The organism is Bradyrhizobium manausense (assembly GCF_018129685.1).
In the GTDB taxonomy this organism is placed as follows: Bacteria; Pseudomonadota; Alphaproteobacteria; order Rhizobiales; family Xanthobacteraceae; genus Bradyrhizobium; species Bradyrhizobium manausense_D.
Genome location: NZ_JAFCLG010000003.1, coordinates 121,623 through 138,573, shown reverse-complemented (window position 1 = coordinate 138,573; position 16,951 = coordinate 121,623). Strand labels below are relative to the sequence as shown.

General features: G+C 63.2%; 21 protein-coding genes. 4 read left to right on the top strand and 17 right to left on the bottom strand.

Annotated features, from left to right (window positions below; all coding sequences use genetic code 11):
* Positions 1–96: 96 nt before the first annotated feature.
* The 17 genes from JQ621_RS11005 to motA form a co-directional block, all read right to left on the bottom strand.
* Positions 97–1,002: a flagellin N-terminal helical domain-containing protein gene (locus JQ621_RS11005; protein WP_212234554.1), complete on the bottom strand. Its 906-nt coding sequence runs from the start codon at positions 1,000–1,002 to the stop codon at positions 97–99.
* Between the two features lie 240 nt (positions 1,003–1,242).
* A complete protein-coding gene (fliP, locus tag JQ621_RS11000) occupies positions 1,243–1,983 on the bottom strand; it encodes a flagellar type III secretion system pore protein FliP (RefSeq protein ID WP_212234552.1) in 741 nt (246 codons plus the stop codon).
* Positions 1,980–2,423, bottom strand: coding sequence for a flagellar basal body-associated FliL family protein (locus JQ621_RS10995; RefSeq protein ID WP_212234544.1), 444 nt, complete (start codon positions 2,421–2,423; stop codon positions 1,980–1,982). Before JQ621_RS10995 ends, fliP begins: the two co-directional genes overlap by 4 nt.
* A gap of 30 nt (positions 2,424–2,453) precedes the next feature.
* Entirely contained in the window at positions 2,454–3,149 is a 696-nt protein-coding gene (gene flgH / locus JQ621_RS10990) for a flagellar basal body L-ring protein FlgH (protein WP_212234542.1), read from the bottom strand.
* The gene (locus tag JQ621_RS10985; protein ID WP_212234540.1) at positions 3,146–3,913 is read right to left on the bottom strand and encodes a MotE family protein; all 768 of its coding nucleotides are present in this window, start codon (positions 3,911–3,913) and stop codon (positions 3,146–3,148) included. The genes flgH and JQ621_RS10985 overlap by 4 nt, the downstream gene beginning before the upstream one ends.
* Positions 3,914–3,980: 67 nt before the next feature.
* Positions 3,981–5,111 carry a flagellar basal body P-ring protein FlgI gene (gene flgI, locus JQ621_RS10980; RefSeq protein WP_212234538.1) on the bottom strand — a complete coding sequence of 377 codons (1,131 nt, stop codon included), beginning with the start codon at positions 5,109–5,111 and terminating at the stop codon, positions 3,981–3,983.
* Positions 5,108–5,584, bottom strand: a complete 477-nt coding sequence (flgA, locus tag JQ621_RS10975; RefSeq protein WP_249125172.1) for a flagellar basal body P-ring formation chaperone FlgA — start codon at positions 5,582–5,584, stop codon at positions 5,108–5,110. The genes flgI and flgA overlap by 4 nt, the downstream gene beginning before the upstream one ends.
* A gap of 13 nt (positions 5,585–5,597) precedes the next feature.
* Positions 5,598–6,389, bottom strand: coding sequence for a flagellar basal-body rod protein FlgG (flgG, locus tag JQ621_RS10970; protein ID WP_212234529.1), 792 nt, complete (start codon positions 6,387–6,389; stop codon positions 5,598–5,600).
* Positions 6,390–6,406: 17 nt separating this feature from the next.
* A complete protein-coding gene (locus tag JQ621_RS10965; protein ID WP_212234527.1) occupies positions 6,407–6,736 on the bottom strand; it encodes a flagellar hook-basal body complex protein FliE in 330 nt (109 codons plus the stop codon).
* A gap of 2 nt (positions 6,737–6,738) precedes the next feature.
* Entirely contained in the window at positions 6,739–7,155 is a 417-nt protein-coding gene (gene flgC, locus JQ621_RS10960; RefSeq protein ID WP_212234525.1) for a flagellar basal body rod protein FlgC, read from the bottom strand.
* Between the two features lie 11 nt (positions 7,156–7,166).
* Entirely contained in the window at positions 7,167–7,547 is a 381-nt protein-coding gene (gene flgB, locus JQ621_RS10955) for a flagellar basal body rod protein FlgB (protein ID WP_212234523.1), read from the bottom strand.
* 84 nt (positions 7,548–7,631) lie between these two features.
* On the bottom strand, positions 7,632–8,717 hold the full coding sequence (flhB, locus tag JQ621_RS10950; protein WP_212234521.1) for a flagellar biosynthesis protein FlhB: 1,086 nt from the start codon (positions 8,715–8,717) through the stop codon (positions 7,632–7,634).
* A gap of 13 nt (positions 8,718–8,730) precedes the next feature.
* Complete coding sequence (locus JQ621_RS10945; protein WP_212234519.1) at positions 8,731–9,771, bottom strand: flagellar motor switch protein FliG; 1,041 nt, start codon at positions 9,769–9,771, stop codon at positions 8,731–8,733.
* A 2-nt stretch (positions 9,772–9,773) separates the two neighbouring features.
* On the bottom strand, positions 9,774–10,148 hold the full coding sequence (gene fliN, locus JQ621_RS10940; RefSeq protein WP_212234517.1) for a flagellar motor switch protein FliN: 375 nt from the start codon (positions 10,146–10,148) through the stop codon (positions 9,774–9,776).
* 75 nt (positions 10,149–10,223) lie between these two features.
* On the bottom strand, positions 10,224–10,538 hold the full coding sequence (locus JQ621_RS10935; RefSeq protein WP_212234515.1) for a hypothetical protein: 315 nt from the start codon (positions 10,536–10,538) through the stop codon (positions 10,224–10,226).
* A complete protein-coding gene (locus JQ621_RS10930; RefSeq protein WP_212234513.1) occupies positions 10,519–11,460 on the bottom strand; it encodes a flagellar motor switch protein FliM in 942 nt (313 codons plus the stop codon). Before JQ621_RS10930 ends, JQ621_RS10935 begins: the two co-directional genes overlap by 20 nt.
* Positions 11,457–12,353: a flagellar motor stator protein MotA gene (motA, locus tag JQ621_RS10925; protein WP_212234511.1), complete on the bottom strand. Its 897-nt coding sequence runs from the start codon at positions 12,351–12,353 to the stop codon at positions 11,457–11,459. The genes JQ621_RS10930 and motA overlap by 4 nt, the downstream gene beginning before the upstream one ends.
* Before the next feature lie 155 nt (positions 12,354–12,508).
* On the opposite strand from motA, the gene JQ621_RS10920 reads away from it, so the two are divergent.
* From JQ621_RS10920 to JQ621_RS10905, 4 genes are all read left to right on the top strand, one after another.
* The gene (locus JQ621_RS10920; RefSeq protein WP_212234510.1) at positions 12,509–13,300 is read left to right on the top strand and encodes a DUF1217 domain-containing protein; all 792 of its coding nucleotides are present in this window, start codon (positions 12,509–12,511) and stop codon (positions 13,298–13,300) included.
* A gap of 3 nt (positions 13,301–13,303) precedes the next feature.
* Positions 13,304–14,032 carry a flagellar basal-body rod protein FlgF gene (gene flgF, locus JQ621_RS10915; protein ID WP_212234508.1) on the top strand — a complete coding sequence of 243 codons (729 nt, stop codon included), beginning with the start codon at positions 13,304–13,306 and terminating at the stop codon, positions 14,030–14,032.
* Positions 14,033–14,068: 36 nt separating this feature from the next.
* Entirely contained in the window at positions 14,069–15,394 is a 1,326-nt protein-coding gene (gene fliI, locus JQ621_RS10910; RefSeq protein WP_212234506.1) for a flagellar protein export ATPase FliI, read from the top strand.
* 850 nt (positions 15,395–16,244) lie between these two features.
* Positions 16,245–16,883 (top strand): MarR family winged helix-turn-helix transcriptional regulator, encoded by a 639-nt coding sequence (locus JQ621_RS10905; protein ID WP_212234504.1) that lies wholly within the window; start codon positions 16,245–16,247, stop codon positions 16,881–16,883.
* The last annotated feature ends 68 nt before the right edge of the window (positions 16,884–16,951 follow it).

Here is a 16,951-nt window from a genome sequence, read left to right as displayed (position 1 = left end):
AGGGCGGCCGAATTTGCGGCGCGCGCGGGACGTCACGTCAAACGAAAGGGCCGCGCTCTGCGAGAAACGCGGCCCTCTGTCAGATGGTTTTCAGACTTAGCGGAACAGCGACAGGATGCTCTGGCTGCTGCCGTTGGCGATCGAAAGCGCCTGAACGCCCAGCTGCTGCTGAACCTGCAGCGCCGACAAACGGGTCGATTCCTGGTTCATGTCGGCGTCGACGAGTTGGCCGATACCGCGCGTCACCGAGTCCATCAGCGACTTCACGAAGTCCGTATTGGTCGAGATACGGTTCTTGACGGCACCGAGGTTGGCGGCGGCCGACGCCACCGAGTTGATCGCAGACGTCACCTGGGCGATGTAACCATCGAGCGTGGTCTGGTCGGCCGCCGAGTCGGTCAGCGTGCTGATGTCGATCGTGTTGACCGACGCGCCGCCGCTCACCTTGTCCAGGATGCCGCTGGTGGACGAAGTAAAGAGCGAGTAGTTGGCAACCGTCAGGGTGATGGAGCCGGTGGTCGGCGTGCTGCCGACGCGGGAGTACGACGACACCAGGTCGACCGTCGCCGGAGTGGCCGTCGTCGTGCTGAGCCAGTTGACGCCGTTGAAGGTCGCCGCAGCAGCGGTAGACTGCATCTGCTGCTGGATCTGGGTGACGTCCGCTTGAATCTTGGTGCGGTCGATACCGGCCGTCTTGGCTTCGACCAGCAGCGATTGCAGCTTTGTCAGGCCGCCATTGCTGTCACCAACAACCGAGGTCAGTGCGGTATATTCGGTGTCGACGGTCGCAGCCGACAGACCGAGCGAGTCGGAGACCGCGGAGAGCGCGGCGTTGTCGGCGCGCATCGAGGTGGCGATCGACCAGTAAGCGGCGTTGTCCGAAGCCGTCGAGACGCGCTGGCCGGTGGAGATGCGGGTCTGCGTGGTGGCGAGTTGCGAGCTCACAGACCGCAGGGTCTGGAGCGCGGTCATGGCGGTCGAGTTCGTAAGCAGGCTTGACATTGCGAATGTCCCTTTATGTACGCGTTACATTTTCACGAGGGGACATACCGGGCTTTCACCGGTACGGAGGGGCGGCATCATGCCTTTGGACTGATGTGGGTGGGGTCCAACCCGCCGTGCCGCATTGCTAGCACGTCGAATCTTGCGTCCGAATTAATGCGATCCTGAATTACGCAGCGAAATCATATGGTTAATGTTACCCTCCGCTAACCTTAACCAAACGTCAACGCGACGATGGCCTCAGGAGAACGACCGCACCAATCCGGAGGCGAGCAGATTCCAGCCGTCGATAAGCACGAAGAACAGCACCTTGAACGGCAGCGCGAGGATCGATGGCGGCATCATCATCATGCCCATCGACATCGTCAATGTCGCCACGATCATGTCGATCACCAGGAACGGCAGGATGATGAGGAAGCCGATCTCGAACGAGCGCCGGAGCTCGGAGATCATGAAGGCCGGGATGATGACGCGCATGTCGATGCGCTTGTCGTCGAACTTCTTGCGAAAGCTTTCCGCGGCGAGCGACTCGAATGTCTGCAGATCCTTGTCACGCACATGCGCCAGCATGAACTCGCGGAACGGGTCGCTGATCTTCAGATAGGCCTCTTCCTCCGAGATCTCGTTCTTCATCAGCGGCTGCACGCCGGTTTCCCAGGCGCGGTCGAAGGTCGGCGCCATGACGTAGAAGGTCATGAACAGCGCGAGGCTGATCAGCACGAGGTTCGGCGGCGTCGTCTGAAGACCGAGCCCGGCGCGCAGAAACGACAGCGCGACAGCGAAGCGGGTGAAGCTCGTGACCATAATCAGCAGCCCCGGTGCGACGGACAGCACCGTCAGCAGCGCCACGAGCTGGATGATGCGGCCGCTGGTCGAGCCGTTACCCGGCGGCAGCAGCGAATTGAGGTCCGGGATCTGGGCGAAAGCCGCTTCGGGCAGCACGACCAGGACCAGCGCGAGCAGCAGGACTCTCAGTTTCACTGAATCACCAGGGTTTCGATGATCAATTCGCGCACTTTTCCTGACGAACGAATGCTGGCGCGTTCGGACAGGTCATCGCGCAAGTGCTGCAGCCCGCGCGTACCTTCGAACTGCGTGACCGAGGCGGACCGCAAGTAAGTGACGATATCTTCGCTGATATGGGCGGCCAGGATACCGGCATCTTCATCGCTCATGCTGTCGGTCACCATGGAGGCTTCGACCCGGGCCCAATTGTTGGCGGGTGCTGCGAGATTGGTCACGATCGGCGACAGTTTCCTCAGCCGCGCGCTGCCGGTGTAGCTCGACGCGATCGGCGGCGGAGTCGCGCCCTTCTTTGCGTCGGCGACGCGCTCGGCGGCCGCAAGCAGATGCAGGCCCGCCAGCGCGCCGACGCCGATCGCGACCAGGGTCAGCACGACAATGGCGGCGATCAGGCGCATGACGCCCCCTGCTCCCACGGCGCGCGCGCCTCAGAACGGTGCCACGGCATCATAGATCCGATGTCCCCATCCCGGTTGCTGCACGTCCGACAGATTTCCGCGACCGCCATAGGAGACGCGCGCCTCCGCGATCTTCTCGTAGGAGATCGTGTTGGTTCGCGAAATGTCGCGTGGACGCACGATGCCGCCGACGTTAAGCACGCGCATCTCCGTGTTGATGCCGAACTCCTGCGAGCCGCTGATCATCATATTTCCATTCGGCAGAACGTCGGTGACGACCGCGGCGATGGAAAGCTTGATGTCCTCGGAACGGTCGATCTGGCCGTTACCCTTGATCTGTGTGTTGGTGTTGAGGTTGGCATTGGCCTGGCCCTTGTCCTGCCAGCCTGCAACATCCATCAGCCAGTTCAGTCCGAACTGGATCTGCGAATCGCGCGAGCGGTCGGTCTTGTTGTCGAGCTTGGCCTTGTCCTGCATCGAGATGATCACCGTCACGACGTCGCCGACGCGCCGGGCGCGTGGATCGCGGTAGAGATCGGTGCCATCGTCCCAGGTCGAGCGATAGCTGACCGGCGTGCGCATGCGGGGCGTCACCGGGATCGGCTCGGCCGGCGTCCTCAGGCCGCTGCCAACAGGCGACAGTTTCGGGCCGGTCAGGATTTCCGCAGGATCATGCGAGCATCCGGCCAGAAGCAACAACGACAGGATGAGGAACGGCGTCTTCATTTACTGGTCTTTCCGTCATCCACGCGACGCATTCCACCGAGCACATCGGCCAGATGTGCTGCGCGCCCGGTCTCCATCTCGTTGAAAATCGCGCTTGAGCTCCTCGGGCTGAGCTTTGCGAGCACTGCAGCAGCCGTCTCGTCCGCCATGCCGGCGATCTGGGTGGCGGCCGCATCCGGCTTCATGCGCGAATAGATCTCGACGACGCTTGCTTCGGCCTTCTTCAGGAAGTCGTCGCGCAGCGCCATCCACTTCTCGTATTCGGCGCGCTTGGCCTCGACTTCGGCGATTCGCTCGCGCAGCAGGCTCTCGGCCTTCTCCAGCTCCTTCAGCTGCCAGGCGAGCCTGGCATCGACGGCGGGATCGGTGACATTGCCGCAGAACAGCGCAACCTCGTTGTCGGCAGGTGCGGTGGCTTGAGACGGCGCCGGCTTCGGCGGCGCTGTGACGCTGCCGGACTTCGCCGGCCGTGGCGGCGCGGATGCGGGAGCCGGCGTCGGCGGAGGTGGCTCCGGCACGGCACCGGTGATTGCGGGAACGGAATCGTCTGCGGCCCAGGCCGTTGCACGCGGATTATCGCTCGAAACCGGCGTCGCCGCCGCGTGCGGTTTCTGCGGCCCAGGCGCGCGAGCGCGCGCAAATGACAGCAGATTGAGCGGCCTCGATGGCTTCGGCTCGTCCAGCGCCAGCACCGGCGACGCGCCCGCGAGCGCGACCATCGCGGTCAAGAGAAGGAGTTGCGCTTTGTGATCCAGCTTCAGCATCGGCTTGCGTGCGATCCTCGGTCGAGGCCAGAGCATTGAGCGACCAAGCTTGCCCCACGCTTATGCATCATTGCACGATGACTTCGGCCTGCAGCGCGCCGGCGGTCTTGATCGCCTGGAGGATCGCGATGATGCCTGATGGCTTCAGTCCGATCTGGTTCAGCCCGCGCACGAGACGCTGGAGGTCGACGCCGCTCAGGATCGCCACCTGCGATCCTGCCTCGTTGGCCTCGACCACGGTCTGGGGCACGACGACCGTCTGTCCCTGCGAGAACGGCGCCGGTTGAGACACCACAGGCAGCTCGGTGACGCGCACCGTCAGATTGCCGTGCGTGACGGCGACCGTCGAGATTCGCACGTCGCGTCCGATGACCACCGTGCCGGTGCGTTCGTTGATCACCACGCGGGCTGGCGTGTCGGGCTCGACGGTGAGCTCGCCGATCTCGGCAAGGAAGCGGACCGGTCCGACATAGCGCGGCTTGGACAGCACGATCGTCCGGTAGTCGCGCTCGAAGGCGATCTGGGCGCGATAGCGGCCGCCAGCATAGCGGTTGACGGCGTCGAGGATCCGCGTCGCGGTGACGAAGTCGGGGTTTTTCAACTCGAGCACCAGGTATTCCATCTCGTGGAGGCTTCCCTGCACCTCGCGCTCGACCAGCGCGCCGTTTGGAATGCGGCCCGCGGTCGGCGTGCCCTGGCTGACATTCTGGGCCTGGCCTCCGACACTGTAACCAGCAACCGTGACCGCGCCCTGCGCCACCGCATAGACAGCACCATCGGCCGCGCGCAGCGACGTCATCACCAGCGTGCCGCCGAGCAGCGACGTTGCATCGCCCAACGACGACACCGTCACGTCCATCCGCTCTCCCGGCCCGATCGAGGGCAGCAGGTCCGCGGTCACCATCACGGCGGCGACATTGCGCGTGCGCAGCGTCGTCGGTCGCGACTGGTTGTTCGTGCTGCTGGTCTCGTTCCGGACGTTGATGCCCATATTCTCGAGCATCGACTGCAGCGACTGTTCCGTGAACGGCGCGTTGCGCAGAGTGTCGCCAGTGCCGTTGAGGCCGATGACGAGGCCGTAGCCCACGATCTGGTTTTCACGCAGCCCCTTGATGTCGGCGATGTCCTTGATGCGGACGGCGGCTTGAGCGCTGGCGGCGGAGACAAGGAGGAGAAGCGCGATCAGGAATCTGGTCATGACCCGTCCGCGACCTTGACCGTACCGTCCGGCTGGACGATGGCCCTGATGATCACGCCCGTGTCGGTGTTACGCACCGTGATGAGCGAGCCCGGTGCACCGGATTGCATGGCCGCTCCGTAGGTCACGATCGAGAGGCCCGAGTCTTCGACCACGACCTTCACCATGGCACCACGGGCGATGGTGAAGGGATCCTCCACCGAATTGGTCGGAATCGGCTGCCCCGGCAGCAGCGCGCGCCGCGCCATGCGGCCGACAAGGACCTGACGCCCTTCGATGAACACGGCGACACCGAGCGCGTTCGGGTCGAAGATGCGCTCGGTGATCATGTCATCCCTGATCAGCTCGCCGGCGCGGATCGACACCGCCGGCACGGGAAGCCGTTTCTCGTTCGCGGCGGCGAACCGCGCCGGAACGAGAACCAGCAGTGCGGCGGCCAACCCGCGCACCATCAGGCCCACCCTGTTCAACATGGAGATCCCGGAACTAACGACTGAGACCCTTCGATACCGTCTGGGCCATGTCATCCGACGCCTGGATGACCTTGGCATTCATCTCGTACGCACGCTGCGCCGAGATCAACTCCGTGATTTCCTTGACGGGATCGACGTTCGAGGCTTCGAGATATTGCTGATTGATCTTGCCGTAGCCGGCATCGCCGGGCAGACCGACGACCGGCGCGCCCGACGCAGTGGTTTCGCGATAGAGGTTGCTGCCCAGCGGCTCGAGGCCGGCTTCGTTGGCGAAATTGGCAAGGTTGAGCTGGCCGATCTGCTGCGGGTTGACGGCCGTGTCCAGCTTGGCGAAGACCTGACCGGTCTGGTTGACGGTAACCTGCACCGTCCCCTGCGGCACCGTGATGTTGGGATCGAGCAGGTAGCCGTCCATCGTCACCAGCTGGCCGGTCGCATTGGTGTTGAACGAGCCCGCGCGGGTGTATTGAACCTCGTTGTTCGGACCAAGCACCTGGAACCAGCCACGGCCGTTGATCGCAAGGTCGTACGGATTGCCGGTCTGCGTCAGCGCGCCCTGGATGTGGAGCTTGCGGATCGCCGCGGACTTGACGCCGAGCCCGAGATTGGCGCCTTCCGGGATCGGCGAGGCGCCGTTGACGTTCGCGACGCCCTGCATGCGGTCCATCTGGTAGAACAGATCGGTGAATTCCGCACGCGCACGCTTGAACGACGTGGTGTTGATGTTGGCGATGTTGTTCGCGATGACTTCGATATTGGTCTGCTGGGCGTTCATGCCCGTGGCCGCGATGGCGAGCGATTTCACAACGTGACTCCTTCAGATCAGATCGTCATCCGCGCAACTTCCTGGTAGGCCTGCACGACCTTGTCGCGAACCGCGACCGCCGTCTGCAGGGCCTGCTCGGCCGACATCAGCGCCTCGACGACCTTGCGGGTCGATTCCTTGCCCTGCATCGCCGAGATCGACGCCGCTTCGCCGGCCTTCAGCGTTCCGATCGCGTCTGTGGTCACCTGCTTCATCACGGAATCGAAGCCGACATCGTCGGTAGACTGGATTGCTGAAGTCGCAGGCGGCGCAATGGCCTGCGTCTCGGTGGCACGAGAGGCCGCCTGGCCTGCGTTGATTGCGGTGGATGAAATCGCCTCTAGCATTGTCAGCTCCTCAGCAGATCGATGGTCATGCCAAGCATCGATCTCACCTGCTTGACGACCTGGAGATTGGCTTCATAGGACCGATTCACTTCCCGCATGTCCGCCATCTCGATCATCATGTTGACGTTGGGCATCTTGACGTAGCCGGCCTTGTCGGCGGCGGGATGTCCCGGATCGTACTCGACGCGATACGGCGTGGTGTCGACCCCGATCTCCTTGACTTTCGCCAGTTGCGTGCCCGAGGCCCGGTCCAGCGCGGCGTCGAAGGTGATGGTCTTGCGCTGATAAGGATCGGCACCTGCGGTGCGCCCGGTAGACGTCGCGTTGGCGAGGTTTTCCGAGACGACGCGCATGCGGGTCGATTGGGCTTCGAGTCCCGAGCTTGCGACCGTCAACGAAGCCGATAGGGCATCCAGCATGTCAGTTCACCTCAGGTCTTCGCACTGGTCAGAACCATGCGGTTGAACGAGCGCACGATCGCCGAATTCATCGAATAGTCGCGGTTGACGTCGCTACCCTTGATCATCTCCTGCTCGAGGCTGACCGAGTTGCCGGAGTGAACGACGTCCCAGCTGTCTTTCTTCGCGGTCGCCCGCGTATCGGTCTCCGCCGGGGATAGCTGCATATGCTCGGGCGAGGTCGTTGCGAGCCTGACCGGCATGGCGTCGAGAACCTTGTTGAACGGTTCGACGTCCCGCGCCTTGAAACCTGGCGTATTCGCGTTGGCGACGTTGGTGGCGATGGTCGATTGACGAAGCTCGAGCCAGCGAGCCTGCGACGATGCGAGTTCGAAGAGATAAAGCGGTCCCACGACAGCCCCTTCCGGTCCATTCCGGAGAACCCTAGGGCGTTAAGCTTTCGTCAAGCTTTTGCGCGAAGCACCATCCTCGAAAATCTACTGAACTTTCTCGGGCCGATGTGCTTGCTTGGACTGCAGGAAGTAGATGATTTCGGCCACGGGGCGGAAAAATTCAGCCGGGATCACCTGGTCGACCTGCACCGCCTCGTAGAGCGCGCGCGCGAGCGCCTTGTTCTCGATCACCGGAATCTTGCTCTGCTCGGCGACTTCACGAATTTTGAGCGCGATCACGTCCATACCCTTGGCCACGACGAGGGGCGCCGGGTTTTCGTCGCGGTTATAGCGCAGCGCGATCGCGAAATGCGTCGGGTTTGCGATCACCAGCGTCGCGCGCGGTACGGCGGCGATCATGCGTTGGCGCGAGCGGTCGCGCGCCAGCGAGCGCAGACGCGCCTTGATCAGCGGATCGCCTTCGGCCTGCTTGTGCTCGTCCTTGATCTCCTGCTTGGTCATGCGCAGCTCGCGCCGCCAGTGGAAGCGCGCCCAGGCGAGGTCGATTGCGACCAGGACGATCGTCGCGATGCAGATCGCCGACACGATCCGCATTGCGATGGTGAGGATCATCTCCGGCAACGCGACGGGATCGGTGTACATCGCCTCGAACGCCCTCGCCTCCGACGAGCGCAGCACGAAGCAGACGACCGCGGTCACCGAGGCGAGCTTGAACATCGACTTGGCGAACTCCACCAGCCCCTGCGTTCCGAAGATGCGGTTCCAGCCGCTGGCGGGCGAGATTCTGGAGACGTCCGGAAAGATACGCTGCAGCACCAGCCGCGGCGCATTCTGCAGCAGCGACGACGCGAGGCCGAACACGGCCATGATCACGACCAACGGTACCAGGAACCTCAGCGCCTCGAGTCCCACAACGGTGAGCAGGTTGAGCGCGTCCGCGCCATTCCCGATCGGGAAGCCATCGGGGTCGTCGAGAAAGCCCTTCAAGGTCGGCGTCAATTGCTGCACGCCCGGGCCCACCAGGAACGCCTGAATCACCATCAGCGCGGCCATGGACGCAAACATGGATGCCTCCCGAGAGACCGGAATGTTGCCCTGTTCGAGCGCATCGCGGACTTTCTTCTCAGTCGGCTCTTCTGTCTTGCTCTCCTGATCCGATGATTCTGCCATGCCGGTTGAGCGGTCAGCGGAAGACCAGCTCATCCTCCTGGTCGGGGTTGAGCTCGATTTCGCCCTTCTCGGCGAGGTCGAGGGCAAGGTCGGTAATCACGCGGCGCGCCTCCAGCACGTCACGCTGGTTCGACGGCTCGCCGATCGCAAGCTCGTGCTCGACGACGCGACGCACGCGCGAAGCGACTGCCGACAGGATCAACTCGCGGAAGTGCTTGTCGGTGCCCTTCAGCGCGACGACGATGCGATCGGTCGGCACCTGGTCGAAGATCATGGTGCGCGCCTTCGGCGCCAGGTTGATGACGTCGTCGAAGGTGAACAACAGCTCCTTCAGCACCTCGGCCGACTTCGGCCGCTTCTCCGACAGGCTCTTGAGCATGTCCTCGATATGACCGCGCTCCATCTTGTTGATGATGTCGGCGACGCGGGCGTAGGTATCGGCGCCAAGGTTGCGGGCGAAATTGAGCGTGAGATCTTCGTGCAGGGTCTTTTCGAGGACCTTCAGCGCATCGTCGACGATCGGCTTGAGGCTGAGCACGCGCCGCATCAGCTCATTGCGCAGGCTCGACGGCAACTGGCTCATCACCTTCGCGGCACAGGATGGCTTGACCTTGGACAGGATCAGCGCCGCTGTCTGCGGATGCTCTTTCGAGAGATAGGTCGCCAGCGAGTTTTCCGATACCGACGAGACCCGGTCCCACACCGACCGGCTCGAATTGCCGAGCAGGTCCGACATGATCGCCGAGACCTGGTCGGCGGGAAGCACGTCGCCGAGCACGGCTTCGAGGCCGCCGATCGTGCCGAGAATGTTGGCGCCCATCGAGAATTGCTGGGCGAACTCCTCGACGATCGCTTCAAGTTCCTGAGCCGTGATCGGCCGCAGCTCGGCCGCGGCCTTGGTGACGATGCGAATGTCCTGCGGCTCGAATTGCGCGAGCACGCTCGCAGCCGCCTGCCGACCCATGGCCAGCAGGAGCGCCGCGACCTTTTCCGTCCCGCCCAGCGTGGCAACGCCTCGCTGTTTGATGGGAGCGATGCCGACCTGTGCCGCCATGGTCAGGAATCACTCTGCCCCAGCGGTCCGACGATCTCGGTGAGCGAAACACCGAAGCGTGAATTGTCCTCTTCCACCACGACCACTTCGCCGCGGGCGACGACGCGGCCGTTGACCACGACGTCGACGGGCTCGCCGACGCGGTGATCCAGCGGCACGACGGCGCCACGGCCGAGCTTCATCAAATTCGCCACCGGTATCGTCGCCGATCCCAGCACCACCTGCATGGTGACCGGAATGCGCAGGATGGCATCGACGTTGGCGAACTTGCCGGTCTCCTCGGCGGTGCGCGCGGCGATCTCCGCCAGGCGCTCCAGCGAAGACGTCTCGGCGTCGTCGGTTGCGGTTGCAGACTCGTAGTCGAAGGATTGCGCCATCTGGTATCGCCTCTTGGTATTTCCGCTCCCGGAGCGTCGCGACGTTCCGATCCGTCTTTTCGGCCGCTTCCGGCCCTAGTGCTTGTTGGCCTCGGGGCCGTTCACGGCCACAGCGCCGTGAATCCCGTTCCGCGCATCGAGTGCTGCGATCGCTTCATGGGCCTGGTCGATCTTCGCGCTCAGCACGTTGGCTAGCCGGCCCAGATTTGCGGTGGAATCGTGCGCCGCGGTAATCACGGTGTCGAAGGCGCCCGCGGTCTCTTGGACAATGGTCGAGAACTCGCCCTGGTAGCTGCGCAGCTTCGCCAACTCGCGGTGCATCCGGGTCACCCGCATGCTGGTGAAGGCGAGCGCAATCAGCAGCACTGAATCAACGAGATAGGATATCATCGACGAACTCCCGCTTCTGATCGACGGGATCTGCCACCTGCATGGCGTAATAGCCATCGAGCTGGCCGATCTGGCACCAAAACAGCACCTGGTTGTTGCTTTCGAGGCGCGCAAGCGTGCGTGGGGTCGCCTCGAGTTCGAGGACCTGCCCCACCTTGAACTTCACGACGTCCTCGAGGGTGATCATCTTCTCGTCGAGCACCGCGCTCAACGTCACCTCGGTGCGATGAACCTCGCTCTCCATCTGCTCGCGCCAGCGTGGATCGGCCGCGCCGCCTTCGCTGACGACCACGTGAGCAAGTTTCTGCCTGAGCGGGTTCAGCGCGGAGTGCGGAATGATGAGGAACATCTGGCCGCCGCGATAGAGCGCTTGCAGCATGATGTTCGCGCAGATCGACATGTTGCCGCTGCGCCCGATCGCCAGCGACGCCATCGCGGTCTCCACCCGCTCGACGCGGAAAGTGACGTTGGAAGTGCCGGCAAAGGCGGATTGCAGCGCCTTGGCGAACCGCTCGAACAGCGCCTGGACCAGGCGGATCTCGATGTTCGAGAACGAACGCTCGACATCGAGCGGCGGCTCGGCCCCGTCGGAGCCGAACATCGCCTCCACCATGGTGAACACGAAGTCGCGGTCGAGCACAATGATGACGCGGGAGTCCCACTGTTCGGCGTAAAGCACGGCGGCGACGGCGTTACCCTCGTAGTCCTTGATGATGTCGCCGACGCGGTCGTTGCTGATGCCGTTGACAGAGAAATAGCAGGGCGTACCAGCCAGAGGCTGCAGGCTGTCCGTGCACGATGCCGCCATGCGATCGAAGATCACATTGAGCATCGGCATGCGCTCGATGGAGATGCCGGCCGCGTCCAGCAGGTAGTTCGGCAGCTGCTTGCGCTGATCGATCTCGACGTCTTCCATCGTCATGCGCGTGCAGCCTTGGGTTCGGTGTCGCTCACGACGGCCTTGGGCCCGGCGATCGTCTCGTTCTCGACGACGTCGATCGAGGGTCGCTCGCCGCTCGCGATCATCTTGCGGCCATGCTCGACGGCAATCTGCGGCATGGCGCCGTTCATGAACGCCAGCAGCGTCTGCTTGACGATGATGTAGGGCCGGCACTTCTTCTCGCGCGTCATCTTGATCTTCAGCGCAAAGGGCGAAATGATGCCATAGGACAGGAATATGCCGGCGAAAGTGCCCACCAGCGCCGCGCCGATGAAGCCGCCGAGCAGCTTCGGCGACTGATCGAGCGCGCCCATGGCCTTGATGACGCCGAGCACCGCGGCGACGATGCCGAGCGCCGGGAGCGCCTCGGACACCGTCACCAGCGCATGGTAGGGCGTCAGCTTGCTCTTCACGATGGTATGGATCTCTTCGTCCATCAGCGCCTCGATCTCATGCGTGCGCGCATTGCCCATGATGATGAGGCGAACATAGTCGCAGATGAACTGGAGCACGGCTGGATCCCCGAGCACGCTCGGAAACGCCTTGAAGATCTCCGAGGACGATGGATCGTCGATATGCGCCTCGACCTCGTTGCGGCCCTTGCCGCGCAGCTCGCGCATCAGGGCATGAAGTGCCCCGAGCAGGTCGAGATAATAACGCTCACCCGGCACCGCGCCGGTGATGGCCTGCATGCAGGCAACCCCGGTGTCCACGACCGTTTTCCACGGATTGGCCACGATGAAGGTGCCGACCGCGGTGCCCATGATGATCACGAATTCCCACGGCTGCATCAGCACGGCCAGATGCCCGCCCATGGCGGCAAATCCGCCGAGCAGCGCCGCTACCGTGATGAAAATCCCCACGAAACTGAGCAACCCGCCACTCCATCGCCGATCCCATCCGGGAAACCCTAGTCTGCGACGCTTGCGCGAAGCTGGCTTCGGGATCCCCTGAGGCTTGGCCAGCCCCGCGCAAGCAATTCGGGGCAGCTTGAGACGATGTCGCAATTGCGGCCAAAGGGGCGCGTGCCATGCTATCCACCATCGCGGACTACACGAGGCTGACCACCGACATGAGCAGGTCGCTGACTCAGGTCGAGCAGCAGCCTGACGTCAGCCGCGACACCGCCTACTACCTTGCCAATATCGGCAACGTGAAGAGCATCGACGATTTCCTGAACAACTATAAGCTCTATTCGTATGCGATGAAGGCCTTCGGCCTGGACGATATGATCTACGCCAAGGCGTTCATGCGCAAAGTGCTGACCGAGGGCATCGCGACCTCGGACACCTTCGCCAACAAGCTGAGCGACAGCCGCTACCGGGACTTTGCCGCCGCCTTCAATTTCGCAGCGCTCGGCGCCAATGCGACGCAGTCCGCCGCGGCCACGACCCACGTGACCAGCCAGTATGCCACCCAGACATTGGAGCAGAATGCCGGCGACCAGAACGAGGGTCTGCGGCTCGCGCTCTACTTCACCCGCAAGGCCGCCTCGATCACGAGCCCGTACCAGATCCTCGCCGACAAGGCCCTGACCCAGGTGGTCCAGACCGCGGAGGGCTGGTCGTCGATGATCAGTTCGTCCGACATCGACATGCAGGCCAAGATGATTACGGACAAGATCACGCTTACCGATTTCCAGGACCCGGCCAAGGTCACCAAATTCGTGCAGCGCTTCGCGGCATTGTGGGATGCGAACCAGGCCCAGAGCGACACCTCGACCAATCCTGCGCTCGTTCTGATCACCGGCGCATCGACGTCGTCGGCCAGCCTGGATACCGACATGCTCACGACACTTCAGAACATCAAGTTCAACAGGTAAGTCATGCAATCGGCTCTCTATGTGGGATTGTCGGCGCAGGTGGCGCTCGAGAAGCGCCTCCAGACGATCGCCAACAACGTCGCCAACGTCAACACATCGGGCTTCCGCACCGACGTCGTGAAATTCGAGACGGTGCTGTCCAAGGCCGGCGCCAACCCGGTGGCGTTCTCCTCGCCCGGCGACAACATCATCTCGCGTGAGCCCGGCAGCATCACCGAGACCGGAAATCCGCTCGACGTCGCCGTGGTCGGACAGGGCTGGATCGCCTTCGCCGGCCCCAACGGCACGGTCTATACCCGCGACGGCCGCCTCCAGATCGCCGCCAATGGGGACCTCCAGACGGTGTCGGGCTTCCCGGTCATCGATTCCGGCGGTGCGCAGCTCACGCTCGACCCGAACGGCGGTCCGGTCTCGATCTCGCGCAGTGGCGCGATCACCCAGGACAACAACGAGATCGGCAGCATCGGCCTCTTCAATATCCCGGCGGACGCCAATCTCGACCGTTACGGCAATTCCGGCGTCACGCCCGATCGCCCCGCGACCGCAATCGGCGATTTCAGCCGGGACGGCTTCAAGCAGGGCTATGTCGAGGGCTCCAGCGCCAATCCGATGATGGAATTGACGAAGCTGATGTCGGCCTCGCGGGCCTTCGACAGCACCAATTCGCTGATCGATGGCACGGACAGCACGCTCCGGAACGCAATCCAGACGCTGGGCGATCCCGGCAAGTAGAACTCGCGTCGCGTGTAATTGGGGTGGACGGTTTCCTTGAACGCTCTTCGGCAACTTGAGTGGGCGCTGCTCGATCTCCAGCAGAGCACGCCATTGGCAAGCATCAGCGGCGCGGTCTCCGAGATCGCGCCGACGCATTTCCGCGTCTGTGGCCTTTCGCGGTCCGTCAAGCTCGGCGAGTTGATCGGTGTCAATACCGGGGCGAGGCCGCAGATCGGCGAGGTCGTGCGCATCGACAGCGACGGCATCGTGGCCAAGCCATTCGACCGGCAATTCGCCGGCGGGCTCGGCTCGGTCGCCTACCGCATGCCGCCCCTGTCTTTCGCACCTGATACGAGCTGGAAGGGCCGCGTCATCAACGCCCTTGGAGCGCCGCTGGATGGATTGGGACCGCTCACCCCGGGATCGCGGGCTGTCTCGGCCGAGGCCGAGGCTCCGCCAGCCATGAAGCGGGCGCGCGTCCACAAGCCGCTGCGCACGGGCGTCCGTGTCATCGACCTGTTTGCACCGATTTGCGCCGGCCAGCGCGTCGGCATCTTTGCCGGCTCCGGCGTCGGCAAATCGACGCTGCTCGCGATGCTCGCCCGCAGCCAGGGTTTTGACACCGTCGTGCTGGCGCTCGTCGGCGAGCGCGGCCGGGAAGTGCGCGAATTCATCGAGGACGTGCTGGGCAACGACCGCAACCGCGCCGTCACCATCGTGTCGACGGGCGATGAAAGCCCAATGATGCGGCGGCTGGCGCCGAAGACGGCCATGGCCGTCGCCGAATATTTTCGCGACCGCGGCGAATCGGTGCTTCTCGTGGTCGATTCCATCACGCGCTTCGCCCATGCCGCCCGTGAGGTCGCACTCGCAGCCGGCGAGCCCGCGGTGGCGCGCGGCTATGCGCCGACGGTCTTCACCGATTTGCCGCGCCTGCTGGAGCGCGCCGGGCCTGGCGAGGAGGGATCCGGGACCATCACCGGCATCTACTCCGTGCTGGTCGACGGCGACGATCACAACGAGCCGATCGCCGATACCATCCGCAGCACGCTTGATGGGCACATCGTGCTCTCCAGGCACATCGCCGATCAGGCGCGCTATCCTGCCGTGGACGTGCTGGCCTCGGTCTCCCGTCTCGCCCACAACGTCTGGGACCCCGAAGAGCGCGAATTGGTGAGCAAATTGCGCACCCTGATCGCCAAATATGAGGACACCCGAGACCTTCGCCTGATGGGTGGATACCAGTCGGGACGTGATTCGGCACTCGACCAGGCGGTCGACATGGTGCCTCGAATCTACAATGCGATGCGACAGGACGCCTCGGGCCCACCGAGCGCCGATCCGTTCCGCGAACTGAGGGACATGCTCAAGGGCGACTAGCGGCAGGCCGCCCGGCCGCGCGCCCCGCGCATAGTCCTCCCCCATGCGCGCATGTCTTGGCACAAACTGCATAGGCGTTTATTCGCCGCCAATGGTGCTCAGGCGCGAATCTCAACCGTTCGGATGAGCCGACCGGCAACCGCCGCGGAAAATCGACGCGGATCATACTCCAGGTCAATCGTCACAACAACCGACGCGTGCATTTCCATCGATTTCCCCTGGGGCAATCTTTGCCAATCCCGAGGCAGATCGCGGAAGTTGTGGATGATTTTCGCGACGTCCGTCGCCGGCCGTGCACAAGCTTCGATCAATTTGCGTCGCCGACGAACAGCAATACAGGTGCAATCAAACAAGCGTGGAATTACGTGAATGCAGCGTGTGTGGCAGCATGTATAGCGTTCACCTGCATGTGTCCCGCTGAGCGAGATTGTCTTGAACTTTACATTCGTCTGCAACGACGTTGGTTCTCAAGTAGTGTCTCTACTTGATTTTGTTGAGAAGCTCATTCATCGTTTCGGCGGAGCACAAGAAACGTCTGCGTGTGACTTGAACTCAGGGGCTTCGGTTGAGCAATTCCGATCCATCGTCCGGAAACGACGGCAACTCGGGCTTGCGTTCGACTATCCTGCGGTTGGCATGGCATCGGCAGTACCGTTTCTCGCGCAGGATGCTGCGACGCTCATCAGTCCAAGTCGGGTGCCTTGCGATCCTGGCCTCCGCGCTGAAGCCGGGCACGAGACATTCATCAGACATGGCTGGGCATCAGGCTTCTCGCGAGAGACCGATGCGCCATGGTGGAAAGCGGCTTCGGGGCGCCGCACACGCGATTCCCGGGGCAAGGTAGGAATTTATGCCGTTGGCACGCGAAGCAGTCGAGCTGCTGGTTCAGGCGGCCAGAGCCTGGTATTTCGAAGGCAATCAACACGGATTGCGTGATCGGGAGTGGATGGCGCTGCGGTTTCTCGGCCGCGCCAATCGCTTCTCACGCACGCCGTCTGCGCTCGCCGGCTTCATCGGCGCAACCAGAGCAACCGCATCTCAGATCGTGAAGACGCTGGAGGCCAAGTCTTTCCTGGTTCGAAAGCCGTCGCAGGAGGACAAGCGCTCTGTTGTCCTCCACGTCACGGCGCAGGGCGAGAAATGCCTGAACCAGCACGATCCGATCAATCACGTGTTGAATGCGGTCAACTCGCTCGGCACCGAGGAATGCATCAGGCTGCGCGACTCGCTCCGCGAGATTCTCAATCATCTCGATGCGGCCCATCAGCGGCTCGATGCCAGCATTTGCCGCGATTGCATGTTCCTGGCCGAGCGCAGCCCCAGTACGGGCAAGGGACGCGTCACGGCCGAGTTCATGTGCCGGTTGTACCGCGCCCCGGTGTCGCTGCAGGAGACGGAGCTGCTGTGCACCAGTTTCGAGCGCACCCGCGACCGCCCCAAGATCGAGGAGAATCTCGATCGGGCGGCGCGGGTCGCAAGCCAGGGCTGATGCCACGTCCGGCCTGGACAGCGAGCCTCACTGAACGAGTCACGAGTCGAATTCGCTCTCTCCCCGTC